22 protein-coding genes and 1 tRNA gene are annotated in these 24830 nt (G+C 63.9%); 8 read left to right on the forward strand and 15 right to left on the reverse strand.

The window, feature by feature from the left end:
* The first annotated feature begins 7 nt into the window (after window positions 1-7).
* Together AC4GYS_RS09925 and AC4GYS_RS09930 are read left to right on the forward strand one after the other, a co-directional pair.
* Entirely contained in the window at window positions 8-1015 is a 1008-nt protein-coding gene (locus AC4GYS_RS09925; protein ID WP_491108917.1) for an NAD-dependent epimerase/dehydratase family protein, read from the forward strand.
* Window positions 999-2270: a glycosyltransferase gene (locus AC4GYS_RS09930; protein WP_491108918.1), complete on the forward strand. Its 1272-nt coding sequence runs from the start codon at window positions 999-1001 to the stop codon at window positions 2268-2270. The genes AC4GYS_RS09925 and AC4GYS_RS09930 overlap by 17 nt, the downstream gene beginning before the upstream one ends.
* Here the strand turns inward: AC4GYS_RS09930 and AC4GYS_RS09935 are convergent.
* The 6 genes from AC4GYS_RS09935 to AC4GYS_RS09960 form a co-directional block, all read right to left on the reverse strand.
* Complete coding sequence (locus AC4GYS_RS09935; protein ID WP_491108919.1) at window positions 2219-3289, reverse strand: glycosyltransferase family 4 protein; 1071 nt, start codon at window positions 3287-3289, stop codon at window positions 2219-2221. The genes AC4GYS_RS09930 and AC4GYS_RS09935 overlap by 52 nt on opposite strands.
* On the reverse strand, window positions 3289-4179 hold the full coding sequence (rfbD, locus tag AC4GYS_RS09940) for a dTDP-4-dehydrorhamnose reductase (protein WP_491108920.1): 891 nt from the start codon (window positions 4177-4179) through the stop codon (window positions 3289-3291). Before rfbD ends, AC4GYS_RS09935 begins: the two co-directional genes overlap by 1 nt.
* Window positions 4176-5237 (reverse strand): dTDP-glucose 4,6-dehydratase, encoded by a 1062-nt coding sequence (gene rfbB / locus AC4GYS_RS09945; protein ID WP_491108921.1) that lies wholly within the window; start codon window positions 5235-5237, stop codon window positions 4176-4178. The genes rfbD and rfbB overlap by 4 nt, the downstream gene beginning before the upstream one ends.
* A gap of 3 nt (window positions 5238-5240) precedes the next feature.
* Window positions 5241-5831 carry a dTDP-4-dehydrorhamnose 3,5-epimerase gene (rfbC, locus tag AC4GYS_RS09950; protein WP_491108922.1) on the reverse strand — a complete coding sequence of 197 codons (591 nt, stop codon included), beginning with the start codon at window positions 5829-5831 and terminating at the stop codon, window positions 5241-5243.
* On the reverse strand, window positions 5785-6663 hold the full coding sequence (gene rfbA / locus AC4GYS_RS09955) for a glucose-1-phosphate thymidylyltransferase RfbA (RefSeq protein ID WP_491108923.1): 879 nt from the start codon (window positions 6661-6663) through the stop codon (window positions 5785-5787). Before rfbA ends, rfbC begins: the two co-directional genes overlap by 47 nt.
* A 79-nt stretch (window positions 6664-6742) precedes the next feature.
* Window positions 6743-7786, reverse strand: coding sequence for an EpsG family protein (locus tag AC4GYS_RS09960; protein WP_491108924.1), 1044 nt, complete (start codon window positions 7784-7786; stop codon window positions 6743-6745).
* Window positions 7787-7951: 165 nt separating this feature from the next.
* Here AC4GYS_RS09960 and AC4GYS_RS09965 point away from each other — a divergent pair.
* Window positions 7952-8026: transfer RNA gene (locus AC4GYS_RS09965), tRNA-Ile, on the forward strand.
* Between the two features lie 3 nt (window positions 8027-8029).
* On the opposite strand, the gene AC4GYS_RS09970 is transcribed toward AC4GYS_RS09965, so the two are convergent.
* Window positions 8030-9448, reverse strand: coding sequence for a sensor histidine kinase (locus AC4GYS_RS09970; RefSeq protein WP_491108925.1), 1419 nt, complete (start codon window positions 9446-9448; stop codon window positions 8030-8032).
* A 115-nt stretch (window positions 9449-9563) separates the two neighbouring features.
* Entirely contained in the window at window positions 9564-10790 is a 1227-nt protein-coding gene (locus AC4GYS_RS09975) for a hypothetical protein (RefSeq protein WP_491108926.1), read from the reverse strand.
* Between the two features lie 196 nt (window positions 10791-10986).
* On the opposite strand from AC4GYS_RS09975, the gene AC4GYS_RS09980 reads away from it, so the two are divergent.
* From AC4GYS_RS09980 to AC4GYS_RS09990, 3 genes are all read left to right on the forward strand, one after another.
* Window positions 10987-11742: a YaaA family protein gene (locus tag AC4GYS_RS09980; protein WP_491108927.1), complete on the forward strand. Its 756-nt coding sequence runs from the start codon at window positions 10987-10989 to the stop codon at window positions 11740-11742.
* 94 nt (window positions 11743-11836) lie between these two features.
* A complete protein-coding gene (gene gyrA, locus AC4GYS_RS09985) occupies window positions 11837-14662 on the forward strand; it encodes a DNA gyrase subunit A (RefSeq protein WP_491108928.1) in 2826 nt (941 codons plus the stop codon).
* 54 nt (window positions 14663-14716) lie between these two features.
* The gene (locus tag AC4GYS_RS09990) at window positions 14717-15187 is read left to right on the forward strand and encodes a host attachment family protein (RefSeq protein WP_491108929.1); all 471 of its coding nucleotides are present in this window, start codon (window positions 14717-14719) and stop codon (window positions 15185-15187) included.
* 3 nt (window positions 15188-15190) lie between these two features.
* Here AC4GYS_RS09990 and AC4GYS_RS09995 read toward each other — a convergent pair whose 3' ends face one another.
* The 7 genes from AC4GYS_RS09995 to AC4GYS_RS10025 all read right to left on the reverse strand — a co-directional run bounded on the left by AC4GYS_RS09995 (window position 15191) and on the right by AC4GYS_RS10025 (window position 21462).
* Window positions 15191-15622, reverse strand: coding sequence for a DUF488 domain-containing protein (locus AC4GYS_RS09995; protein ID WP_491108930.1), 432 nt, complete (start codon window positions 15620-15622; stop codon window positions 15191-15193).
* Window positions 15623-15630: 8 nt separating this feature from the next.
* Window positions 15631-16020: a Co2+/Mg2+ efflux protein ApaG gene (gene apaG, locus AC4GYS_RS10000; RefSeq protein ID WP_491109401.1), complete on the reverse strand. Its 390-nt coding sequence runs from the start codon at window positions 16018-16020 to the stop codon at window positions 15631-15633.
* A 27-nt stretch (window positions 16021-16047) separates the two neighbouring features.
* Window positions 16048-16785 carry a DNA repair protein RecO gene (gene recO / locus AC4GYS_RS10005; RefSeq protein ID WP_491108931.1) on the reverse strand — a complete coding sequence of 246 codons (738 nt, stop codon included), beginning with the start codon at window positions 16783-16785 and terminating at the stop codon, window positions 16048-16050.
* A complete protein-coding gene (gene uvrC / locus AC4GYS_RS10010) occupies window positions 16782-18728 on the reverse strand; it encodes an excinuclease ABC subunit UvrC (protein WP_491108932.1) in 1947 nt (648 codons plus the stop codon). The genes recO and uvrC overlap by 4 nt, the downstream gene beginning before the upstream one ends.
* A 46-nt stretch (window positions 18729-18774) precedes the next feature.
* Window positions 18775-19494: an aspartate/glutamate racemase family protein gene (locus AC4GYS_RS10015; RefSeq protein ID WP_491108933.1), complete on the reverse strand. Its 720-nt coding sequence runs from the start codon at window positions 19492-19494 to the stop codon at window positions 18775-18777.
* Between the two features lie 223 nt (window positions 19495-19717).
* A complete protein-coding gene (locus AC4GYS_RS10020; protein WP_491109402.1) occupies window positions 19718-21139 on the reverse strand; it encodes an NAD(P)(+) transhydrogenase (Re/Si-specific) subunit beta in 1422 nt (473 codons plus the stop codon).
* Window positions 21140-21174: 35 nt separating this feature from the next.
* Complete coding sequence (locus AC4GYS_RS10025) at window positions 21175-21462, reverse strand: proton-translocating transhydrogenase family protein (RefSeq protein ID WP_491108934.1); 288 nt, start codon at window positions 21460-21462, stop codon at window positions 21175-21177.
* 247 nt (window positions 21463-21709) lie between these two features.
* On the opposite strand from AC4GYS_RS10025, the gene AC4GYS_RS10030 reads away from it, so the two are divergent.
* Both AC4GYS_RS10030 and AC4GYS_RS10035 read left to right on the forward strand, forming a co-directional pair.
* Entirely contained in the window at window positions 21710-24007 is a 2298-nt protein-coding gene (locus AC4GYS_RS10030) for an EAL domain-containing protein (protein WP_491108935.1), read from the forward strand.
* A gap of 291 nt (window positions 24008-24298) precedes the next feature.
* On the forward strand, window positions 24299-24667 hold the full coding sequence (locus AC4GYS_RS10035) for a secondary thiamine-phosphate synthase enzyme YjbQ (protein WP_491108936.1): 369 nt from the start codon (window positions 24299-24301) through the stop codon (window positions 24665-24667).
* The last annotated feature ends 163 nt before the right edge of the window (window positions 24668-24830 follow it).

The raw sequence follows: 24830 nt of genomic DNA on the forward strand, positions 1-24830 counted from the left end.
CAAGCGCATGACAATTCTCGTCACGGGGGCGGCCGGCTTCATCGGATCGCACGTGTGCCGCGCCCTGCTTGCCCGCGGCGAGCGGGTCGTCGGGCTCGACAATCTCAACAGCTACTACGACGTCCAGCTCAAGCGCGATCGGCTCGGTCATGTCGCGGCCGGCGGCGGCGACTGGGAGTTCGTGGAAGCGGATATCGCGACCGCCGACACGCTCGAGCGGCAGCTTGGATCGTACGACTTCGATCGCATCGTTCACCTCGCCGCGCAGGCTGGCGTTCGTCACAGCCTCGAGAATCCGCGGGCCTATGCCGAATCCAACCTGCTTGGTCACCTGAACATGCTGGAGGTCGCGCGACACCGGTCGACCCGCCACATGGTCTACGCCTCGTCGTCGTCCGTGTACGGCGGCAACGCGGAACTACCCTTTCGGGTCGAGGACCGGACCGACCGGCCCGTGTCGCTCTACGCCGCGACCAAGCGGGCCGACGAGCTGATCAGCGAAAGCTACGCGCATCTGTATCGCCTGCCGCTGACGGGACTTCGGTTCTTCACCGTCTATGGGCCCTGGGGCCGGCCCGACATGGCAGTATGGCTGTTTACGCGAGCGATCCTGGCGGGCGAGCCAATCCATCTGTTCAATCGCGGCGAAATGCGGCGCGACTTCACCTTTATCGACGATGTGGTCGGCGGGGTGCTGGCCTGTCTGGATGGGCCGCCCGACGATGACAATCAGCCCAAGGCGGGCGGCAGCATTGCGCCTCACGCGCTGTACAACATCGGCAATTCGCGTTCCGAGGAGTTGGGGCGGCTGGTGGACTTGCTGGAGGAAGCGCTTGGTCGCTCCGCGGTGAAGGAACTGGCGCCGATGCAGCCGGGCGATGTGCCGGATACCTTCGCCGATATTTCCGCCATCCAGCGAGATCATGGCTTCAGTCCGCGCACCTCGCTGGACGAGGGCATTCGCCGCTGGGCGGACTGGTATCTGAACTACGACGGTCGTGAACGACACGGCTGAGGGCGGCGCCCGGGCGCTGTTCCTGTCCTATGATGGAATGACCGATCCGCTGGGAGGATCGCAGGTCCTGCCCTATCTGGCCGGCCTGTCCGGCAAGGGTCATCGGATCAGCCTGATCAGCTTCGAGAAGCCGGAGCGCACCAGCGCCGAGCGGGCCGAGGTCGCGAGCTTTTGCGTCGCGCATGGCATCGACTGGCATCCCCTGCCCTATCGCAAGCAGCCGCCCGTGCTGTCGACCGTCATCGACCTGTTGGCAATGCACCGCCAGGCCGAGCGGTTGCATCGGCAAGAGCCGTTCGACCTTGTCCACTGCCGCAGCTATCCACCTTCACTGGTCGGACTGGCGTTGAAGCGGCGGCACGGCATCCGCTTCCTGTTCGACATGCGCGGCTTCTGGGCGGACGAGCGCGTGGACGGCGGGCTTTGGGATCTGCGCAATCCGCTGTTCCGGACCATCTACGGCTGGTTCAAGGGTCGCGAGGGGGACTTCCTGCGGGAGTCGGATGCGATCGTCAGCCTGACCGAGGCGGGGCGCGAGGTGATGGTTTCCCGTCCAGACGGTGCCGCCACGGCAACGCCGATCCACGTCATTCCCTGCTGCATCGACGCAGCCAAGTTCCCGCCGATCGGTTCGCAGAAGCGGATCGAAGCGCGCAATATACTTGGCATCGCCCCCGACGCGCCGGTCGCAGTGGCGCTTGGGTCATTGACGGGTTGGTACCGCCGCGATCGAATGCTCGACTTTTTCGCGGTCCAGCTTGCCCGGGATCCTTCAGCCAGGATGCTGCTCGTCACCCGCGACGATCCGGCCGCCGTCCTCGCCGACGCCGAGCAGGCCGGGGTGCCGCGCCACTCCATCCTGATACGGACGGCTGCCCCCGCCGAGGTCCCGTCGCTGGTCGCGGCGGCCGACTACGGACTGTTGTTCGGCAAGGAATGCCCATCAGGCGCGGCGCGATCACCGGTGAAGATCGGTGAGTTCCTGTCCTTGCGATTGCCGGTGGTTGCGGACCGGACCTTGGGCGATACGGCCCGGATCATCGAGCAGGCGGGCGCCGGTGTCATTCTGCAAGAGTTCACGCCCGCGGCCTACCGGAACGCGCTGGCCGAGCTCGCAGCGCTCGGGCCTTCCGGGGATAGGTGGGCTGAAACCACGAAGCAGTGGTTCGACCTCGAACGCGGCATTGCGGCCTACGACACCATTTATCGCGAGCTGGCCACGTCCCGTAACAGGGTGACGAGGCGCGGGGCCTGAGATGCCAGGGAATAGCCTTCGCGCGCGCGCCTCAGCCCGGCTGCACCGAGGCGACGCCGCAATTGCCGATCGTCGATCAGGCGAATCAAGGCGGTACGCCATTCTTCCTCGCCAGCCGCCAGAAAACCCGTCTCGCCCTCGCTGACGATTTCGCTGTTGACCCCGACCGGGGAGGCCACGACCGGTAGCCCGCACGCCATGTACTGGATGATCTTGTAGCCACTCTTGCCGCGCTGGAACGGCAGGTCGCGCAGCGGCATGATACCGATATCGAAACGCTGCACTTCCCCGATTTCGCTTTGCTCGGACCAGGGAATCAGCTCAAGCCCCTCGAAGCGGTCGCCCAGCGGTACCGCCCCTGCCCCGACTACCCTGACCCTGACATCGCGCGATTCCACGAGTTCCCGAAGAAGGGGGAGCAACGGGCGGACATTATCCCAGTTTGAGGGGGAGCCGATCCACCCGATGGTTATCGGGCCTTCCCTCCGCGCCGGCGCCGGAACGTAGCGGTCGGTATCGACTACGGTCGGGATTACCAGCGATCGCGGGCAATTCGGTTGCGCGAAGCGTCGAAGATAATCATTGCCGCACGCTGCTGCGGCTGCCTGCTGCAACAGGATCGCATGCTTGCCGCCCAATGTGGCCCGGACGAGCGAGCGCGGGCTTTCATCATATTGGACGAAGAAGGCGTCGTCGAAATCAAAGACAACCGGCTTGCCCGATCGAAAGATCTGCCGGTCAATAGCGGCGGGAAGCCATGGGAAAAGCTCGACGTAAATCCAGACGAGGTCATAGCCGACCGCTTCACGCAATTGGGCCAATCGCTCGGCATACCAGCGGGCAATCGTCGACCGCGGCACCCGGGGCCCGCCGGCAATGCTGCGAACATATTCTGCCTTGAGAAGCGGACGAACGTCGACGTCGATGCCCGCGTCGGCAAGCGCGGGAAGATACTGCAGCAGCCGCTGCCGGGTCGAGGCCGCTTCCGCGTCGTAGCGGGTGAACGCCAGGACCCGCATCAGCGCCCTTCGGCGAGGAGCGTCGCAACCACGGGCTCAAGCGATCGGCGCCAATCGGGCAAAGCAATGCCGAGCTGCCGCCGGGCCTTGTCGGTGGCCAGCACGCTGAATGCTGGCCTTCGCGCCGGCGCCGGATAGTCGGCGGAGGAGATAGGCAAGACCGCAGCATGAGGCCCGCCCAGACGTTGGCTCGTCATGAATATTTCGGTCGCGAGATCCGCCCAGCTGCACGATCCAGCAGCTGTGAGGTGATAAGTTTCACCCCAGCCGGCCTGGTCGCCGGCGGCGTGGCGTCCGGCTAGTGCCAGCAACGCCTCCGCGAGGTCGGCTGCGCTGGTTGGCGAGCCGCGTTGATCGGCCACGACGCGAACCTCATCCCGCGTGCGAGCGAGCTGGAGCATGGTCTTGACGAAGTTGCGGCCGAATGGGCTGTAGACCCACGAAGTACGGATGATAAGATGCTGCAGATTGGCTTGGCGGACCGCTTCTTCTCCCGCGAGCTTGCTTGATCCGTATACGCCAAGCGGAGCAGTCGGGGCAGTTTCAGAGTAGGGCTCTGTGGCATCGCCGTTGAATACATAATCGGTCGAAACCTGGATGAACGCGGCGCCGACCTCCGCCGCCGCCTTCGCAGCTTCGCCTGGCGCTTCCGCATTGATGCGAAAGGCGCGTTCGGGCTCCTGCTCGGCCTGGTCGACGGCGGTGTAGGCGGCGGCGTTGATCACCAGTCCGGGACGGATGTCACGGATCGCCTTTCCGATGCTTCCCGGTTGCTTGAGGTCAACCAGAGGCCGCGCCGCGGTGATCAGTTCAAAGGACGGATCATCGCCCGCACGGTCCAGCAGCGAACGGGCGAGCTGTCCTTCGCGACCCGTAATCAATAGCTTCATGATGCTTTGCCGAGCCGTTCACCACCGTAGCGTTCGCGCAAGGGTCGCCACCACCATTCGTTGGCAAGATACCAGTCCACAGTCGCGGCGAGGCCATCCTCGAAGCGATGGGCGGGCCGCCAATCCATTTCCCGCTCTATCTTTGCCGGGTCGATCGCGTAGCGCCGGTCATGTCCCGGCCGGTCGGTTACGAAACGGATCAGCGAACGTCGGGAGGTTCCGCCCGGCAATGGCGTTGCCCGAGAGTCCAGCAGGTCGCACACCGTTTGCACGACTTGCAAGTTGGTTCGCTCAGACCGCGATCCAACGTTGTAGCTTTCGCCGACCGTCCCCCGCGTCAGGACTGCCTCCAGCGCCGCGGCGTGATCTTGGACGTGGAGCCAGTCGCGGACATTCTCGCCGCGGCCATAGACCGGCAGTTCGCGCCCTTCGAGCGCATGGAGGATCGTGAGCGGGATCAGCTTTTCCGGGAAATGATACGGCCCGTAGTTGTTGGAGCAGTTCGAGAGCACGACGGGCAGCCCGAAACTATGCTGCCAGGCGCGGACGAAATGGTCCGAGGCGGCTTTGGACGCCGAATAGGGCGACGATGGTGCGTAAGGAGTCTCTTCCGTGAAGACCGCACGGGGATCGAAGGGCAGGTCGCCGAACACTTCGTCGGTCGAGACATGATGGAAGCGGAATGCCTGCTTGCCCGCGTCGTCCAGATCGCGCCAATAGGTAAGCGCCGCCTCGAGGAGCCGGAAGGTACCCACGACGTTGGTCTCGACAAAGGCGGCCGGACCATCGAGCGAGCGGTCGACATGGCTTTCCGCCGCCAGATGCATGATCCCTTCGATCCGGTGCTCCCGAAGGAGGCGTTCGACGAGCATTGCGTCCAGTATGTCGCCTTTGACGAAGCGGTGATTGGGAGCGCTTTCGACCTCGCGAAGACTGCTCAGGGTGCCGGAATAGGTAAGCTTGTCGAGTGTGACGACGAAGTAGCCGGCGCCAACCAACCGACGGACTACTGCGCTCCCGATGAAGCCGGCGCCTCCGGTAACCAGTATGCGGTTCATATCCTAGAACAGCTCCGCATCGGTCAGCAGAGGTGCCGCCCTGTCCTTCGCGGACAGCTGCAACTCGTCCTGCGGCAAGGGCCACTCGATGCCAATCGCTGGATCGTCCGGCCGGATGGAGCGATCGTGGGCAGCGCTGTACCTGGCCGTGACCTTGTATTGGACCTCACTCCCCTGCTCCAGCGCGAGGAAGCCGTGGGCGAAGCCGGCCGGGATCAATAGCTGGTTCCACTTATCGGCGGAGAGCGTGACCGCGACCGATTGGCCAAAGCTGGGTGAGTTGCGTCGGATGTCGAGTGCCACGTCGAAGACCACCCCTCGACTGACGCGAACCAGCTTGTCCTGCGCGAACGGCGGCAGCTGATAATGCAAGCCGCGCAGCACGCCTTTGGCGGAGCGGCTATGATTGTCCTGCAGCCAGGACATCGGCGGCAGTCCCGCCTCTTCCCACGAGGCCGCGTTCCACACCTCTGAAAAGAACCCGCGTTCATCGCCATGACGGGTCGGCACGATCTCCAGCACGCCTGGCAAGCCGGTTTCACGGACATCAAGCAAGGCCGTGCTCCCGCGCGCGGCGACGAAGATAGCGAGCATATTCGGTCTTCCCGAGCCGCTCCGCCCGATCCTCTAAATGATGCGGCTCAAGCCAGCCATGATCGAGTGCAATCTCTTCAAGACACATGATCTTGAGGCCTTGCCGGTGCTCGATCGTGCGAACAAAGGAGCCGGCATCGTGCAGGCTGTCGTGCGTTCCGGTGTCCAGCCAGGCGTGACCCCGACCAAGGCGCGTTACCGTAAGTTCGCCTTTCTCCAGATAGGCACGATTGACGTCCGTGATCTCCAACTCGCCACGAGCAGACGGCTTCAACGAGGCGGCGATGTCGCGCACCTGGTTGTCGTAGAAGTAGAGGCCCGTCACCGCCCAGTGCGAGCGTGGCCGTTCCGGCTTTTCCTCGATGCTGAGGGCAAGTCCGTTCCTGTCGAATTCGACCACGCCATAACGCTCGGGATCGTCCACCGAATAGGCAAATACGCGCGCGCCGCCGGTTAGGGTCGCAGCCTCGCTGACCAGTTCGGACAGGCCAGCGCCGTAGAAAATATTGTCTCCGAGGATCAGCGCGACCGGATCATCGCCGATGAAATCACAACCGATGATGAATGCCTCGGCCAGCCCATTGGGCGCCGCCTGTTCGGCGTAGGAAAGGGACAGGCCGAAGTCCGACCCGTCCCCCAGCAGATCCTTGAACCTGGGAAGGTCGGTTGGGGTAGAGATGATCAACACGTCGCGAATGCCGGCCAGCATGAGCACGCCGAGCGGGTAATATATCATCGGCTTATCATAGACCGGCAGCAGCTGTTTCGAGACTGCGAGCGTGGCGGGATAAAGCCGACTGCCGCTTCCGCCCGCAAGGATAATGCCTTTCAACTTGCGCCCTCGATTTTATCAGCTGCCCGGGAAGCTCCCCTAGCCAGGTTGAACGCGCGCCCGCAACCGACGGTCCGCCTTAAAACGGGTAAAAGCGGTAAGGCACCCAATATTGCGAATGGGCGGCGAAGTTCAGCCAGACGAGAAGCACGGCGAGGGCGTACAGGACCACGGCAAGACGGGATCCCTCCTGCGGGAATGCAATCGGCACGCGCGAAAGGACGGCGAGCTGAAGCGGGAAGATGTAAAGGGCCATGCGGTCCACGGCCGTGCTGGACGGCAACGCCAACAGCAGCACCAGCAATCCCAGCGCTGCCCAGGAGAAGTAGCGCCAGACGCGTTCTTCGTACGACGAAAAGCCGAAATCTTTCGAACGCCAGAAGAATACGGCAGCGGCCAGGACATTCATGCTGACGCGGATGGCGGCACCCTGCGAATTATACTCCGCCTCGATGTAGTTCTTGACCAGCCCGTCCACGGATTCGGACAGCAGCGTGTCGTAGAGGAGGACAAGGATCGCCAAGCCCGCAATGGCGGTGAGCAGTCGGTTCCGCTCACCGGCGAACAGGACGAGCGGCAGCACCACGACCGCCGTCTTGTGGAACAAGGCAGCGACTGCGACATAAGCGGCAAAGCGGATCGCCGATCCTCCTCGCAGGACCGTTCCAAGTCCCGCAAGCAGGATCCCGATCGCCACCGCCTGGCGGCTGTAACCCATCGCGACGACGGTGATCAGATATGGAACGGCGATCAGGATGACCAGCCAGGGTTCCGGCTGCGAACGGGCAAAGCGGACGAGGCCCCAGGCAAATAGCCCCCCGCAGATAAGGTTCACCCCCCAGATGCCCAGGCCCATTCGCTGCACGATCCAGTTGGTAGCTTGGTAAGCGGGATCGCTCAGCTTCAGGACCCGGTCGAGGTCCGCGTAGCCAGCATATTTGAAATAGATGTCGTAGGTCTTCCAGTCGGCCCCGATTTCGTAGCGGAGCCCGATCAGGACGGCGATCAGCAGGCCGCCGATAAACAGCATCAGGTAGGGCTGGTTATCCCTCGCATGGTCAGTTCGCCGCTGCAGCAATGCGCCGGTAGCGAAAAATCCGAACAGGAAGAGATATGGGAACAAGCGCTGTGCTCGCCTCGGAAAGCTACGTCTGTTTTCCGCGCTACCGCCCCGACTGGGCTCCCGTCCAGCGCGCCGGAAGGAAAATGCCTTCCTGGCCGTTCCTATCCCGCCGAAAAGCCCGACGATTGCCGCGCGTCATGCTGCACGCTAGTGGCCTTGTCCCAGGGGCCTGTAGCTCAATGGTAGAGCCAGCCGCTCATAACGGCCAGGTTGGGGGTTCGAATCCCTCCGGGCCCACCAATCCTAGCTTTTGCCCGAGCCGGCCAGCGGCAGCAGCAGGATCAGCCTGCCCTCCCCGATCTGCAGCCGCCCCCCGGCGATCGATGCCAAACCCCTGACCAGCCGAAGAGAAAATCCAAGCCCAAGACCGTCGCTCGTGCCAGCGCCGAATGCGGGGTCGAGGATCTCCGCTTCGGTTGCGCCGCGGGCAGCGGCGGGCAGTTCGATTGCCAGCGCCTCCCGACCTTCGACCCGGTCGGTAAGGATGGCAAGCTGCTCCCCGGGGGAGGCCGCGTCCACCACCGCCGGAAGCAATCGCGAAAGCAGCCGCGTCAGCACGTCAGGATCGATAGCGACTTTTTCACCGCTTTTACGGATGTCCGGTGCCAGCTTGACCTGCGCTTGCTCCAGGGTTTCGCTCAAACCTGCGAGGACCGCTGCAGCAGCATCGGCCAATGCGACCCCACCGGTCGCAGATTCTTGCCTCGTGGAACCGAGCTTGGCCGCCAGATCGAGTTCTTCGACTGCAGCCAGCAGCCGCCGAGCCTGCCGCACGATCTCCCCCGCGCGCGTCCGATAGGCGCGGTGTGCGGGACCAAGATACTGCCCCTCAATGATTTCGCCGAAGCCGATGATGGCCGTGAGCGGGGTGCGCAATTCGTGGATGAGTTCTCTTAGACTGGTCCCATCGATCGGCGCTTCCAGAACGCCGGATGTGACATTGTTCTCGCTCGAATGGCCCTCACGGCGGGCAAAGCCCGAATAGCCCTCGAAACGACCGGTGGCGGCGTCGAAACGCGGTCGGCCGGTCCATAGCCATTCGCCGGCGATCGCGCCCTCATCGGCGACTTCCATCGGCTCGTCGCCGAATGGAAGCTGATAGGCGAACGGCTCGCCCACCCGCTGGGCGAGCTGGAGTCCGACGACCGCGGCACGGGGCACGCCTTCGACCCAGCGGACTTCTCCGTTCGTACCCGTTTCCCATCGAAACAGCCCGCCAGCTTGAGGCGACGTCGGTGCGGGCGGCTGGCTCGGTCGCGGCGGAGCCGGGCGGGCGCTTGGCGGCGGCGGCGATATCGCATCGACCAACTCCCGCACTTCGGCGGAAGCTTGGCCCCGCACCATGTTCCAGCCGCCAACGTCGAGATCGGCGGCCCGCAGTAACGGCGCGGCGATCTCCAGGCGATCGGCGGCGAAGGCAGCGATCAGTCCGGCGGGAACGTCGGGCGCGGCTATGGAGCGGGCGGCTGACGCTCGTACGGTTTCGGGGACTTCGGGCCGGAGCAAGGCAATGCGGTCAAGCGCGCGCCCGAGCAGTGCGGGATCCGTGCTCCGACCCCCACGGGCGACGAGCTCGACCAACTGGCGCCATTGAACCGCTCGGTCGCGCGGAGCCTCGGCCGAAAGGCCCAGTACCGTGGAAAGGCGGTCGTCGAAACGCAATCGAGAAATCCCCGGCCTGGAAAGCGAAGCCTCACAACGCTCTAGGCCGGGGATTTACTCATGATAAAGTCGCGCTCGGTTAACTATCCCATAACGGGACGGCGCGATCAAACGATCAAGCGCGGGTCGCGAGCCAGGCCTGCCAGAGGGTCGCAACCGGCTTCTGCTGACCGCCCACCTTTTCGAAAGCGGCATTCGCGCCAGCCTTGTCACCACTCCTCGCCAGGGCGATACCCAGGCGGAGATTGGCGACATTCGCGTCGACACCGCTCTTGCCGAGCGCGGCGCGATACAGGGCCGCCGCCTTGGCGTAGTCACCATAGCCCAGGTACGCATCGCCGGTCACCAGCGCCGGCCGCGCAGCGGCGCCCGCGAGCGCGCTCCGCTCGGACGCGGCGAGGGAGGCCCTGTCAGCCGCCACCTTGCTGCTGACCGCGGGGTAAAGCTGACTGAAGGCGGCGGAGCTCCGGCTGATGGCGTTGGCGGCGAAGCCTTCGTCCATCACGGCCTTCGCCTCTCCCGGAAGACCCTTCACCGACGCACCATTGGCGTAAGCATAATAATCGTTTTCGCCCTTGAGTGCCCCCGCCGCGCGCTGCAGCCGGTACACATCGAGGCGATCGGCGTCGGCGACCCGATTGGTCTCCGCGTAGATGGTGATGGCGTCCCGCCAGTTGGTCGGGGTCGGATCCTGCCGGACCCAGTCGAGCGCCAGCTGGCCGGCCGAAGGAAGCTTGGCCTTGTACGCAATGGCGACCGCGCGCTGGGTCCAGTCCTTGGGGATGGCTTGCCCGGCAGCCTTGCGAGCAGCGATCGCTTTCTGAAACATTTCAAGCGCTTCTGCCGGCCGGTTCTGGCGGTTGCGGATGTCGGCCATCAGCGCAAGCGCATCGGCGTTGTTGGGCTGGGCAGCGACGATGGGTTCGAGCGCGGCCGAAGCGCCAGCATAATCCTTCGCCTGGTATCTGGTCTGGGCCGCGCTCAGACGAAGCCGGTTGACGAGATCGGCCGGAGCCCGGCCGGTGGCGATCAGGGCATCGCCGGCGGCCGCGATCGCCGCCTGGTCCTTCGACGCGATCGCAGCCTGAAGCCGCAGGTGAGCGATGGCGTAACGGTCGTCGTCGGACTTGGCGACCGCCTGAGCCGCAGCGAGCTTGGCCGGGATTTCCGTGACGTTGTTCGCATTCACTGCTGCCTGAAGCTCTGCAACCGCCTTGCTGGCACCCGGTGAAATCTTGAGCTTTGGCGCTTCTGCAGCCGGGGCCTGGGCAAGCGCCATTGCCGGTACCGCAGCCGTTCCGAGAGCCAATGCGGCCAACCATGCCTTGGACTTGATCGCCATTCAAACACTCCTGTGATTGCAGGCGTCCGCAATTGCCGGAACACCCGTTGAATTGATGCTCGAGCCCATAAACGTCTCGGGCTCCGGTCGCCAGCGCCATGCTGGCGGAGGGCTGAACGCTCATTGAACCGCTTGTGCCGTTGAACCGCGCGGTCGCTTTGACGGCGGGTTGGTCGGCCTGCTAGCCGCTGCCGCCGTGATCATTCTCCTGTCCCCCGCAAAGACCCTGGATTTCAAGACGCCGTTCGATGAGGCGCCGACCGTCCCAAAATTCGAGGCGGAGGCGCGCCGGATCGCGCGGGCAGCGGCGAAGCTGTCGCCGGGGGACCTGTCCTCACTGATGCATATCTCGCCTGTCCTCGCCGAACTCAATGCCGAGCGGTTCAAGCGGTATGGGAAGGCGGAAAGCCGCCCGGCCATCCGGGCCTTCGCCGGAGACGTGTACCGCGGATTCGATGCCAACAGCGCCGACGGAGACACGATCCGTTATGCCCAGGACCACCTCCGCATCCTGTCGGGCTTGTACGGCGTGGTTCGGCCGCTGGACGCCATCCGCCCCTACCGGCTGGAGATGGGGACGGTCTGGGCGCCCAAGGGCGGCAAGCTGACCGACTTCTGGGGGAGCAAGGTTGCCCGAGCGGTGCTTGCCGATCTGAAACAGGACGGGTCCGAGACCATCCTCAACCTTGCCAGCAACGAATATTACGTGGCGGTCGGGCCTCACCTGCCTAAGCGGCGGGTAAGGGTCATCGCCCCGGACTTTCGGGTACAAACGGCCAACGGACTGAAATTCCAGAGCTTCACCGCCAAGGTCGCGCGCGGAAGCATGGCGCGGTGGGTGTGCGAGGAACGGGTGGAAAGTCCCGAGGCGCTGGAAAGATTCGATGGCGACGGTTGGCGGTTCGAAGCCGACGGCTCGACCCCTGACCGGCCGTTGTTCGTCCGTAGCTGATCAATGAAAAGCCTCGCGCGCGTACGCGAGGACTGCTAGGCCGCTTGGAAGCGGGTTCCCGCGCGTAACGACAAGCAGAAAAGCAGGATAGATCTTGGCCACCCAACCGCCGGCGGACACGCCCAGCGAAGATGCGATCGCCCCCATCTCCATCGTCGAGGAGATGAAGACCAGCTATCTCGATTACGCCATGTCGGTGATTGTCAGCCGCGCGCTGCCCGACGTGCGCGATGGCCTTAAGCCCGTTCACCGCAGGATCCTTCATGCCTGCCAGGAGGCGGGCTATGTCGCCGGACGGCCGTACCGCAAGTCCAGCCGCATCGTCGGTGACGTCATGGGTAAGTATCACCCGCACGGCGACAGCGCGATTTACGACGCACTCGCCCGGATGACCCAGGACTGGTCAATGCGCGTGCCGCTGATCGACGGCCAGGGCAATTTCGGTTCGATGGATCCCGATCCACCGGCGGCGATGCGTTACACGGAGGCGCGGCTGGCCAAGGTCGCCAACTTCCTGCTTGGCGACATCGACAAGGATACGGTCAACTTTCAGCCGAACTACGACGCCAGCGAGCGCGAGCCGCAGGTGCTGCCCGCGCGCTTCCCCAACCTCCTCGTCAACGGCGCCGGCGGCATCGCAGTCGGCATGGCCACCAACATTCCGCCGCACAACCTTGGCGAGGTGCTGGCGGCCTGCCGGGCGTATATCGACGATCCGACCGTCACCTCCGAAGGGCTGTTGGAGCATCTGAAGGGACCGGACTTCCCGACCGGCGCCTTCATTCTGGGCCAGGCGGGGATCCGCAGCGCTTACACGACCGGCCGCGGTTCGGTGGTGGTGCGGAGCCGCTACAAGGTCGAGGAAGGCCGCGGCGAGCGGCGCTCCATCGTGCTGACCGAAATCCCCTACCAGCAGGGCAAGAACGCGCTGGTCGAGAAGATTGCCGAAGCCGCCAAGGACAAGCGGATCGAGGGTGTCAGCGACATTCGCGACGAGTCCAACCGCGAAGGCGTTCGGATCGTCATCGAGCTGAAGCGCGACGCAACGCCCGAGGTGGTGCTCAATCAGTTGTGGCGGCACACGCCGGCGCAGGGGTCATTCCCGGCGAACATGCTGGCGATTCGCGGCGGCCGCCCGGAAACGCTGACGCTGCGCGACATCATCGAGAGCTTCGTAAAGTTCCGCGAAGAGGTGATTACCCGCCGCGCGAAGTTCGAGCTGCTGAAGGCGCGCGAGCGGGCCCATATCTTGCTCGGCCTGGTGATTGCGGTCACCAATCTCGACGAAGTGGTGCGCCTGATCCGCGGCTCGTCGAGCCCGGCGGAGGCGCGCGAGAAACTGCTGTCGCGCGAATGGCCCGGCGACCAGATCCGCAGCTACATTCAGCTGGTCGAGGCGGTGGAGCCCCAGGCGGCCGGTGAAACCTACCGACTGTCCGAAACACAGGTGCGGGCAATCCTGGAGCTGCGGCTTCACAGGCTGACCGCGCTCGGGCGGGACGAGATCGGCAGCGAGCTTGAAGGGCTTGCCAAGAACATCGGTGAACTGCTTGAAATCCTTGGTAACCGAGCTCGCCTGTATGAGGTGATGCGCACAGAGTTCGACGAGGTCGAAGCAGAATTCGCAACGCCTCGCCGGACAGAACTCGCCGCGGCCGCCGACGGGATCGACGATGAGGACCTGATCGAGCGCGAAGAGATGGTCGTGACCGTCACGATGACGGGATACATCAAGCGCACTCCGCTGTCCGTCTTCCGGGAGCAGAAGCGCGGCGGCAAGGGCCGCTCGGGAATGAGCACCAAGGATGAGGATGCGGTCACCAACCTGTTCGTGACCTCCACCCACAATCCGGTGCTGTTCTTCTCCAATCTCGGGCGCGTCTACCGAATGAAGGTGTGGCGCCTGCCCGAAGGCGGACCAACCGCCAAGGGGCGGCCGATGATCAACCTGCTGCCCCTCGCCGCAGGTGAGGTCATCACCACCGTCCTGCCGTTGCCCGAGAACGAGGAAGAGTGGAGCAATCTTCACCTGATGTTCGCGACGGCCCACGGAACGGTCCGGCGCAACAGCATGGATTCTTTCCGCAATGTGCCCACGGCGGGCAAGATCGCGATGCGCTTTGCAGTTGGCGAGGCGACCTCCGACAACGGTGACGAAGGCGAGGCCGAGGATACGACCGATCGGCTGATCGGCGTCGCCCTGCTGACGGAGGAAGACGATGTCTTCCTTGCGACCCGCAACGGCAAGGCGATCCGCTTCATGTCGACGGACGTGCGCGAGTTTCAGAGCCGCACCTCCACCGGCGTGCGTGGCGTGCGGCTGCTGGGCGACGACCAGGTCATCTCCATGTCGATCCTGCACCGGGTCGGGACCACTCAGGAAGAGCGCGAAGCCTATCTTTGCTGCCCACCCTGGCGTGAGCGCGAAGGAACCGATTGCGCGCTCCCCGAGGAGAGGCTTGCCGAAATGGCGGAGGGCGAACAGTTCATTCTGACGGTAACCGAGAACGGCTATGGCAAGCGGACCAGCGCCTATGAGTACCGGCGCACCAACCGCGGCGGTCAGGGCATTACCAATATCGATACCTCGGCTCGCAACGGCGGAGTGGTGGCGAGCTTCCCAGTAAAGCCTGGCGAGCAGATCATGCTTGCGACCGATCAGGGCAAGATGATCCGGACCACCGTCGGCTCGATCCGCATCGCTGGGCGGAACACGCAAGGCGTAACCATCTTCAAAGTCGCGGACAACGAGCACGTTGTGTCCGTCGCCAAGATCGATGAAAGCGACGAGGTCGAGGTCGAGGGGCTGGATGACGAGCGCGCTCCGGACGACGGCGCAAGCACTGGGGAACAGGAGCTCGATAAGCCCGCGGATCCGGTCATGGAGAGTCCGGAAGGCGACGAAGCGAACGGCGATTAGCGGAACGGGCGGCGTCCGAAGCACGTTCTTCCTTGGTCATACAAGGAGACCGGAATGCCCATTCCCAATAACGCGCTCGTGCTTGTCGTCGATGGCCGGAAGATGCTCTTCTTCCGCAACCAGGGCGATGAAAACCAGATCGACTTGCGCACGGAAGCGCACGACGAGCGCGACGATGCTGATTTCGATCGCGACCTTAAGACCGATGCGGCCGGCGGCTCCTTTCCAAGCGCCGGCCATGGCCGCGACAGCATGGAAGAAACCGACTTCAAACAGCAGGAAGAGGATCTCTGGGTCAAGGAAGCGGCCGAGGAACTTCGCCGCCGTGCGCTGAAGAATGATTTCGATCAGCTATGCATCATCGCTCCGCCCAAGGCCTTGGGCGTGCTGCGCAAGGAACTCCACAAGGAAGTCGAGAAGCGGGTGATGTGCACGATCAACAAGGAGATGAGCGGGCGGCCAATCCCGGACATCGAGAAGCTGATCGAAAATGAGACCAAGGCCTCCGAGCCCGCCGAAGTCTAGAACCTATGGGAAAAGGTGGGTGACCTTCGCATCGGGGGCCACCCACTTCAGCAGCAATGCGCGGTGGCAACCGGCAGGCTCCCGCTCGAAGCAGAGCAAGGCGCTCGGCGCCTCGGTTGCAAGTGCCAGCATCTGAGCGCCGGCGGCAATCGCCTCCGGCAGCTCAAGCTGGCCGGCATAGATTTGCTCAAGCTCCGCCTGCCGCCCCTTTCGGGCCGCCTCACGTCCGGCGGCCGGCGTGCCGAGCGCGCGAAGATGAGAGTAGTCGATGCCGGCTTCCGCCAGCGCATTGCTAAGGGGCGTCTTCGAGAAGCCTGGGCGGCGCGACAGGGGCAGCGCGCGCACGTCGATCACCCGGCGCACGCCGGCAATTTCGAGGGCGGCAATAAAGTCCGACATCGTGGCCGCTTCGTAACCAATGGTAAAAATATGCACGGCTGGCCTCAGGCCGGACCAACCAGCGAAAAACGTGGAATCGCAACGTCGAAGCTGGAGCCGTCTTCATCGACCATCCGGTAGCTGCCCTCCATGCTGCCGGTCGGCGTGGACAGCGGGCAGCCGGACACATAATCGAAGCTGGCGCCCGGCGCGACCAACGGCATCTCCCCGACCACCCCTTCTCCCCGGACCTCATGGACGGAGCCGCGGCCGTCGGTAATCTTCCAGTGGCGCGAGAGCAGCTGCACGCTGCGGCCGGAACCGTTCTCGATCCGGATGTGGTAGGACCAGAACCAGCGGCCACTGGCCGGTGCCGACTGTTCCGCAAGATAGGAGACCGCGACCCGGACGGTGACGCCGCGGGTCTGCGCTTCATGCGGGAAGAGGACGGCCATCGTGTCGAACGCAGACATGAGCCGACCCTAGGCCTGCCCTGCGGCCCGGCGCAAGCGGTCGACGAGGCGGGCTCGACCCTCATTAAGCACGTCGGCCCGCTCGTTCAGGACGTCGCGAGCGAGAAAGTGACCCGTCAATGCGAGACCGGCGATCACATCGTCCAGCGAGGCTGGTCCTCCGGTGCGGACAAAGGCGGGCAATCGCAGCAGCCGGTCGGCATAGGGTTTCGCCTCACCGGCGCTAACGGCCTTGCCCGACCGCGGCGACACGGCGACCAGTTCGCCGGATTGGCCGGTCACCGCGCATTGCTCCAGGTCGAGACCGAAACCGAGCTCGGCCAACAGCAGCAGTTCGAAGCGAACAAGCGCGCCGCCCCAGCCGCTGGCAGAGGGCGCGGCCTCGATAGCGTCCAATAGCCCTCCCAGCGCCTCGTAAAGGCGCGGATAAGGCTGCTGCTCTGGCAGGGCGGTGGCCGTCAGCGCGGTCACCCATTCGATCGCTGCGGCCGGCAACGGCTCGGTCAACAGCGGGCCGCGGCTGTGAAGCAGCTCAAGCGCCGCCTGGGGCAATTGCGTGTCGGTACGGGCGCTAAGCTGCGCCTCCACCAGGTTTCCAGGGATGAGCACCGGGCGCATACGCCTGCCGCGCGCACCGCGGACATAGGCAGCCTGGAGACCATGTGCCTCCGTCAGCAGCCGAGCGACCGCGCCATGCTCTCCGTGCGTCCGGAGCGCGAGGACGATGGCGGTGGCGGTAAACCTCATCCGTTGGGGTGAAAATAGTCGTAGAGAAGGCGCGCCGTGCCTTTGCTGATGCCTGGCGCGCGTTCCAGGTCTTCCAGCGCCGCACCCTTCACGGCTCGGGCCGTACCGAAGTGCATCAACAGGGCGCGCTTCCGGTTCGGGCCGATTCCGGGAACTTCATCTAGCGACGAGGTGGTCAGGCTCTTGGCGCGCTTGGCCCGGTGGGTCCCAATGGCGAAGCGGTGCGCCTCGTCCCGCAGGCGCTGAAGATAGAAGAGCAGCGGTGCGTTGGTTGGAAAGGTCAGCTCGCGACCATTGGGCAAGTGGAATATCTCCCTCCCCTCGCGCCCATGATGAGGCCCCTTCGCGACGCCTACCACTGGGACGTCGTGGACACCGGCATCCTCCATGATCTCCATGACCGCATTGAGCTGGCCGCGACCGCCATCGATCAATAGGAGATCGGGCCATTCGCCGCTCTGCCGATCGGGGTCGTCCTTTTCCAGCCTGGCGAAGCGCCGCTGAAGCACTTCCTTCATCATTCCGAAGTCATCGTCCGTCTGGGCCGACTTGATGTTGAACTTGCGGTAGCTGTTCTTGCGGAAGCCTTCCGGCCCGGCGACGATCATTGCACCGGTGGCGTTGGTGCCCATGATGTGGCTGTTGTCATAGACCTCGATGCGCTTGGGCACATCGGGCAATTCGAAGGCGTCCGCGAGCTCGCGCAACAGCTTGCCCTGGGTCGTGCTTTCCGCGAGGCGGCGGTCGAGTGCCTCTTCGGCATTGCGCCGCGCCTGCTCCATCAGCTTGCGCCGATCGCCGCGCTGCGGGCGTTCGATCACCACCTTGCGTTCGGCCCGCGCCGACAGGGCCTCGGTGAGCAGCTCCGTCTCAGGCAGGTCGCGGTCGACCAGCACCCGCTTGGGTGGCGGCATGTCCTCGTAGAACTGAACCAGGAACGACGACAGGACTTCCGCCTCGGGCACATCGCTGGTGTGCGCCGGGAAAAAGCTGCGATGACCCCAATTCTGACCGCCGCGAATGAAAAAGGCCTGGATGCACATGTGGCCGCCCTTGCAGGCGAGTGCGAAGATGTCGGCGTCACCCAGCCCCTCGGCATGCACCGTCTGGCTGCCTTGAATGTAGCTCAGAGCGCGCAGGCGGTCGCGGTAAACGGCCGCGAGCTCGTAATCCTGTTTCTCAGCGGCCTCCGCCATCAGCTTGCTGAGACGCGACTGGACGTTCGTCGACTTGCCGGCGAGGAAGTTCTTCGCATCGTCAACCAGCTCTCGATACGCGCCTTCCTTGATGCGGCCCACGCAGGGGGCGGAACAGCGACGAATTTGATAGAGCAGGCACGGCCGCGAACGGTTCTGGAAGAAGCTGTCGGAACAGCTGCGGAGAAGGAACAGCTTCTGCAGGGCATTCAGCGTTCGGGTGACGGAGCCGGCGCTGGCGAAGGGTCCAAAATACTGTCCTTTCACCCGCCTCGCGCCACGGTGCTTCTGGACGCGCGGATAGGCGTGGTCTTCCCGCAGCAGGATGAAGGGAAAGCTTTTGTCGTCGCGCAGCAGCACGTTGTAGGGTGGTCGAAAGCGTTTGATCAGCTGCGCTTCGAGCAGCAGCGCCTCGGCCTCCGTGCGGGTCGTCACGATGGTCATCGAGCGAGTCTGCGCGACCATTCGCTGGAGCCGCTTCGACAGTCGGCCGACCTGCGTGTAGCTGGTTACCCGCTGCCTGAGCGCCCTTGCCTTGCCGACATAGAGGACATCGCCCTTGGCGTCCTGCATCCGATAGACGCCGGGACGAGGAGGCAAGGTTTTCAATACGTTGCGGATCGCAGCGACGCCGGCTTCGAGGTCGGGGGCCTCGCCCCCGCCCTTCACCGTGTAGGTCGCCTTGTCCTCGTTGAAACGCTCGGCCGCCCGGGGGTGTGCGGGACGGTCGGCAGGAGTGCGGTTCATGACCCGATATCTAGGCGAGACCGGCCCGCTTTACGAGAGTCCGCGCTCAGGCCGCGGCGCGCACCTGCTCCGCTTCGTCGAGCATCCATTCGGCCGCGACCCGGGCGTGGATCGCCGTGCTGTCGTAAACGGGCAGCACGTTGGCGCGGGTATCGACCGCCAGCACCAGCTCGGTGCAGCCGAGCACGACCGCCTGGACCTTCTTCTTTCCGAGCTCGGTAATGAGGGTCTTGAGCTTGCGCTGACTGTCGCGAACGACGCGTCCGGCGGCGAGCTCTTCATAGATGATGCGGTCGACCTCGACGGTCCATTGCGGATCGAGGGCTGCCAGCTGGATACCACGGGCTTCGATCCGCTCGCGGACGAAGGGCTGGGTCATGGTGAACCGGGTGCCGAGCAAGGCCACGCGCTGGACGCCATCAACGGCAAGCCGGTCGGCAACGGCGTCGCCGATGTGAAGGACGGGGGCGGATCCAGCGGCGGCCGCAACCTCAGGATAGATGCGGTGCATCGTGTTGCTGGCCATGATCAGGCCCTCGGCACCGGCGCCGATGAGACGATTGGCGACCTCCGACCCGACTTGTCCAAGCGCCGTCCAGTCCTCGGCCTGCTGCAGGGCGGCGACTTCGGCCAGATCGAGGCTGTCGATAACCAGCCGTGCGCTGTGTAGGCCACCCAGGCGAGCAGCCACGGCCTTGTTGATCTGCTCATAATAGAGCGCTGTCGAAGTCCAGCTGATCCCGCCGATAATGCCAAGCTTGCGCACAAATGCCCCTTCTCATTGCCGCTACACTGCGACTTGCGGTCGCTGGTGCGGTTCGATCTAATTTGTTGAACTGACAGGGCGCCACCCGCACCCACGCCTTGCTTCTCACCCAAGCGCGCGGCAGCGGCAACCCGGTGAATCGCGGTTCAAAGCGTAGTTAACGATCTCTCGGCCAACTGTGGCTGGAGAGCGACGAAGCGCAATCCGCCAAACGGTCGATCGCCTATCCCAGCGCCTTCACGATTTCCTCGACCATCTTCTTGGCGTCGGCGAGGAGCATCATGGTGTTGTCCCGATAGAAAAGTTCGTTGTCGACGCCGGCATAACCCGCGCCACCCATGCTGCGCTTGATGAACAACACGGTGCGCGCCTTTTCGACATCGAGCACCGGCATGCCGTAGATCGGGGAGGTCTTGTCGGTCTTGGCGGCCGGGTTGGTGACGTCGTTGGCGCCGATCACGAAGGCCACGTCGGTCTGGGCGAACTCGGAATTGATGTCCTCCAGTTCGAATACCTCGTCGTAGGGCACGTTTGCTTCGGCCAGTAGCACGTTCATGTGACCTGGCATCCGGCCCGCGACGGGATGAATGGCATATTTGACTGCCACTCCCTCTTTTTTCAGGAGATCGGCCATCTCTCGAAGGATGTGCTGCGCCTGCGCAACCGCCATGCCATAGCCGGGCACGATGATGACCTGGTCGGCCTGCTTCATCAAAAAGGCCGCGTCCTCCGCCGAGCCGCGCTTGTAGGGACGGTCGATGACCTCCCCGCCCCCGCTGCTCGCCACCGCGCCGAAGCCGCCGGCGATGACGGAAATGAAGCTGCGGTTCATCGCGCGGCACATGATGTAGCTGAGAATCGCGCCGGAGCTTCCGACCAGTGCGCCGGTGATGATCATGGCGCTGTTGTGCAACGTAAAGCCCATCGCCGCGGCCGCCCAACCGGAATAGCTGTTCAGCATCGACACGACGACCGGCATGTCGGCGCCGCCAATCGGAATGATGAGGAGGAAGCCGATGGCGAACGACAGCGCGGTTACAGTGAAAAATACCCAGGGGCTCTGGTCGACAGTGAAATAGGCGATGAGGCCGAGGATCGCCGCCAGCGTGCCGAGATTGATGAGGTGACGGGCCGGCAGAAGGATGGGCGCGCCGCTCATGTTGCCGTTGAGCTTGAGGAAGGCGATGACCGAGCCGGAGAAGGTGATGGCGCCGATGGCGACGCCAAGACCCATCTCGACCCGGCTGACGGTCAGGATACCATCCGCGCCGAGGATGCCGAACGCATCTGGATTGAGGAAGGCCGCGACCCCCACCAGGACGGCGGCCAAGCCAACCAGGGAGTGAAAGGCCGCGACCAGTTGGGGCATCGCGGTCATCTGGATACGGCGGGCAGTGGTGAGGCCAACGATCGCGCCGATCGCGATCGCGCCGGCAATTTCCGGCAGGCTCGCGATATCGTGGATCAGCAAGGTGGTCACCACGGCGACCGCCATGCCGACCATGCCGAGCCGGTTGCCGCGCTGGCTCGTCTCCGGGCTCGACAGGCCGCGCAGGGCGAGGATGAAGCAAATGCCGGCAACGAGATAGGCGATTGCGACCCAGGCCGGCTGGGCGTGTGCCTCACCGGCACCGAGCGCCGGCAGCGAAACCGCCAGGATGTAGTCGGTATGCGGAGCGCTCACTTGGTGCGTTCCTTCTTCTTGTACATCGCGAGCATTCGGCTGGTGACGGCGAAACCGCCGAAGATGTTGATGGAGGCCAGCACGACGCCGAGGAGGCCGAGCCACTTCGCAGCCGGGCTGCCGGCCGCAGCCGCGGCGATCAATGCACCGACGATGATCACCGACGAGATTGCGTTGGTCACCGCCATCAGCGGCGTGTGCAACGCGGGGGTCACCGACCAGACGACGTAATAGCCGACGAAGCAGGCCAGAACGAAGATGGAGATGATGGAGATGAGGTCCATGCGGTTCCTCTTTTAAGGCTTGCCAAAGGTGACGGGTACGTACGGCCGAAAACCACCCTCCACGCCGCTCACTTCAGATGGTTGAACATACAAGAAATCAGCGGTTCCCGGCATCTCGGGCAGCATGGCACAGCAATGAGGCCGTAGGACAGGCCTAAAACGCACCGTTAACCCTGATGTTTTACCGCCGGGGGCACGCCCAGGGTTTCCGGTTTGATAACCTTTTTCGGTGCAATGCTCGCCCAAGATGCGCAAGGATCCGATCTCGGCGAAGGACTCTCCGACCTGGCGGCCCCTGCGGCTGTTCGTCTGGGTTGCGCTTGCCTCCCTGCTCTGCGGCCTCGTCAACTTTGGCGAAATCCTCGAGGACCAGCTGCGCGTCGCTCGAAACTCGCTTCATTCGAGCAAGGCCAGCGGCGATATCGTCATGGTCGGCATCGACAACGCGAGCCTGCGGGAACTGGGCGAATGGCCGTGGCCGCGAGCCCGCTATGCCCGGATGGTCGATGCGGCCACTCGCGATGGGGCGAGCGGAATCTTCCTCGACAGCTTTCACGAAGCTCCGGGCATAGCGGCCGACGATAAGGCATTTGCCGAGGCGCTTCGGAAATCGGGTCGGGTCACCATGCCGGTGCGCGCGCGATTGGGGACCAAAGGAGGCGAACGCTACGACGGCATGCCGAACGAGCGCTTCCGCAAGCATGTGCGGCTCGCCAACATCACCGTCTTTTACAATTATCAGCACTCGGTCTGGAAAATTCACTACTCCGCCGACGTGCAAGGTAGGACCTACCCGGCCTTTTCCGCCGCGCTGGCCGGAGAGCGAAAGACCGACGGCTATTACCGGGTGGATTATTCCATCGACCCGGCCTCGATTCCCTACGTGAGTGCCAAAGACCTGCTTTCGGGGAAGGTTGCGCCCGATCTGATGAAGGGACGGCAGGTTCTGATCGCCAGCAATGCCGAGAAAGCTGCGGACGACTACTGGATTCCGGGGCACGGCCGAATGTCCGGAGCCTATATTCACGCACTTGGCGCGGAAACGCTGAAGGAGGGCCGGCAGCTCGATCTCGGCTTCTGGCCGGCATGGCTGCTGTCGTTGGTCATGGTCGGCCTAGCGCTGTTCCGCGCGAACCCCACCCATCGGATCGTCCTGCTCGCCGGAACCGTGGTGGTCCTGCTCGCTGGCCAATTCCTTGCGGAGGCGCATCTTGTCTTCGTCGACACGGTCCCTGCCCTCCTAGCACTCGCTGTCGTAGGCGGACGCCTGGGCTGGCTTCGCTGGCGCTCAGAAGGACTGGTCAATGATCTGAGCGGGCTGCCGAACCTGAACGCGTTGCGCAACGAAGCTAACTCGGCCGGTTTGGCGCTGGTCGCGGCACGCATCCATAACTATGCTGAGATCGCCTCGACACTTGAAAGCAAGGACGAAGCGATCTTGGTGGCGCAGCTAGTCCACCGTTTGTCCGTCAGCGGCGGACCCAAGCTGAAGGTATTCCAGGGTGACGAGGGCGTCTTCGCCTGGCTGGCCGACCCATCCGCGCCGCTAGCCAATCATCTGGAAGCACTGCACGCGCTATTCCGTTCTCCGTTGAGCGTCGGCGGGCGCCCGATCGACGTGGCTTTGAGCTTTGGAGTCGAGATGGGCAGCACCCGTGCGCTCGGCAATCGGCTTGGCAGCGCTCTCGTGGCTGCGGACGAGGCCTGGAGCGAGGGCCTCAAATGGAAATATCACGATCCCGCTCGCCAGGAAGAGGTCGGCTGGCGATTGTCCTTGCTCGGGCAACTCGATGCAGCGATCGACAATGGCGAAGTATGGGTCGCGTATCAGCCGCAACTGGACCTTCGGACGCGGCAGATCGTCGGCGCGGAAGCGCTTGCGCGCTGGACCCACCCCGAAAAGGGACCGATCTCGCCCACCGAATTCGTCGCTGCAGCAGAACAGCAGGGCCGTATCGGCAAACTGACCGCGTTCGTGATGGAACGGGCAGTCGCGACGGCGGCAGCCATAAATCGTCGCGGAGCCGACTTCACGATTGCCGTCAACATTTCGGCCCGGATGCTGAACGATCGGGAGGTGCTCGACCTCGTTCGCGTGACCCTTGCGAAGCACAAGCTGCGGCCCGACCGGCTGACGCTGGAGCTGACGGAAACCGAAGCGCTGCGTAGCGCCGGCGCGGCCATCGCGGTGCTGGAAACGCTTCGCTCCATGGGGGTTCGCGTCGCGATCGACGATTACGGTACGGGTCTGTCGACCCTCGATTACCTGAAGAAGGTGCCCGCGAACGAGATCAAGATCGACCAGAGCTTCGTCAAGGCGATGCGGGTCAATCATTCCGACCTGATCATGGTGCAGTCCACCATCGCTCTGGCCCATTCGCTGGGCCGCACGGTGGTTGCCGAAGGGGTGGAAGATCGTCCGCTGCTCGAACGGTTGATCGAAATGGACTGCGACGTCGCCCAAGGCTTCGCCATCGGACGACCGATGGGGGTTCGAGAACTAGTCCAGCGACTGCAAGTCGGAGGCCAACGGAGAGTTGCTTAAAGAATATCCCTAATCATTTGCTAACCGTATCGATTAAGGTTAACGTCTTCTTGCAAGGCGGCGAATCGCGCCGTGTGTAACAGGGAGACGTCTCATGGGTGGTTTCTGGAGCTGGCTTCTCGGCAGCGGCTGGAGCAGCGCGGGTTCGCGTTAAGTCTCCGGTTGGCTAAGCCAACCTTTTCAAATATTTGGCGCGCTGGTCCCCGGACTGGCGCGCTTTTCTTTTGGGGTGGAAGCGCAACAGTGAAACAGGATTTCGGATCGCTGCGAATCGTTGCGGGCAACGCCGGGTTGACCGAAATCACCGGGCATGTCGCTGATTGGATGCGCGGGCTAAAGATCGAAGACGGCCTGTTGACCATCTTCATCCGACACACCGGGGCTTCGTTACTTATCCAGGAGAATGCAGCACCGGGGGCCCGGCGCGACCTGGAGCGTTTCTTTGCTCTTATCGCGCCGGAGAGCGGTTCTTACGAACATGACGAAGAGGGACCGGACGACATGCCGGCGCATCTGCGTGCGGCGCTGACGCAAACGCATCTCTCCATCCCTTTGAGGGGCGGCCGTCTATGCCTTGGCACTTGGCAGGGCATTTACCTGTTCGAGCATCGGCGGCGGCCACCGGCGAGGGAGCTAACTCTTCATCTGATCGGGGAGTAAGTGGCCCGATGGCCGCCTCCGTCTTTTCTTCAGGAGGAATTCGAGAGCGGTCACGCTTGTGTCGAAGGTTACGATCGCTGTCCAAACCGCTTTCTGTTCATCGCACAGGCTTGGGTGGCGGTGTGAGATAGGGCCGCGGCAAGCTGTTCAGCGCCAACACCAA

This window comes from Sphingomonas sp. SP1, assembly GCF_058313395.1.

Excerpts from the sequence above, each read along its gene's own strand:
- AC4GYS_RS09925 (WP_491108917.1), top strand. The coding sequence starts at position 8 with ATGACAATTCTCGTCACGGGGGCGGCCGGCTTCATCGGATCGCACGTG.
- AC4GYS_RS09935 (WP_491108919.1), bottom strand. The coding sequence starts at position 3,289 with ATGCGGGTCCTGGCGTTCACCCGCTACGACGCGGAAGCGGCCTCGACC.
- rfbD (WP_491108920.1), bottom strand. The coding sequence starts at position 4,179 with ATGAAGCTATTGATTACGGGTCGCGAAGGACAGCTCGCCCGTTCGCTG.
- rfbB (WP_491108921.1), bottom strand. The coding sequence starts at position 5,237 with ATGAACCGCATACTGGTTACCGGAGGCGCCGGCTTCATCGGGAGCGCA.
- rfbC (WP_491108922.1), bottom strand. The coding sequence starts at position 5,831 with ATGCTCGCTATCTTCGTCGCCGCGCGCGGGAGCACGGCCTTGCTTGAT.
- AC4GYS_RS09975 (WP_491108926.1), bottom strand. The coding sequence starts at position 10,790 with ATGGCGATCAAGTCCAAGGCATGGTTGGCCGCATTGGCTCTCGGAACG.
- AC4GYS_RS09990 (WP_491108929.1), top strand. The coding sequence starts at position 14,717 with ATGCCCATTCCCAATAACGCGCTCGTGCTTGTCGTCGATGGCCGGAAG.
- apaG (WP_491109401.1), bottom strand. The coding sequence starts at position 16,020 with ATGGCCGTCCTCTTCCCGCATGAAGCGCAGACCCGCGGCGTCACCGTC.
- recO (WP_491108931.1), bottom strand. The coding sequence starts at position 16,785 with ATGAGGTTTACCGCCACCGCCATCGTCCTCGCGCTCCGGACGCACGGA.
- uvrC (WP_491108932.1), bottom strand. The coding sequence starts at position 18,728 with ATGAACCGCACTCCTGCCGACCGTCCCGCACACCCCCGGGCGGCCGAG.
- AC4GYS_RS10025 (WP_491108934.1), bottom strand. The coding sequence starts at position 21,462 with ATGGACCTCATCTCCATCATCTCCATCTTCGTTCTGGCCTGCTTCGTC.
- AC4GYS_RS10030 (WP_491108935.1), top strand. The coding sequence starts at position 21,710 with ATGCGCAAGGATCCGATCTCGGCGAAGGACTCTCCGACCTGGCGGCCC.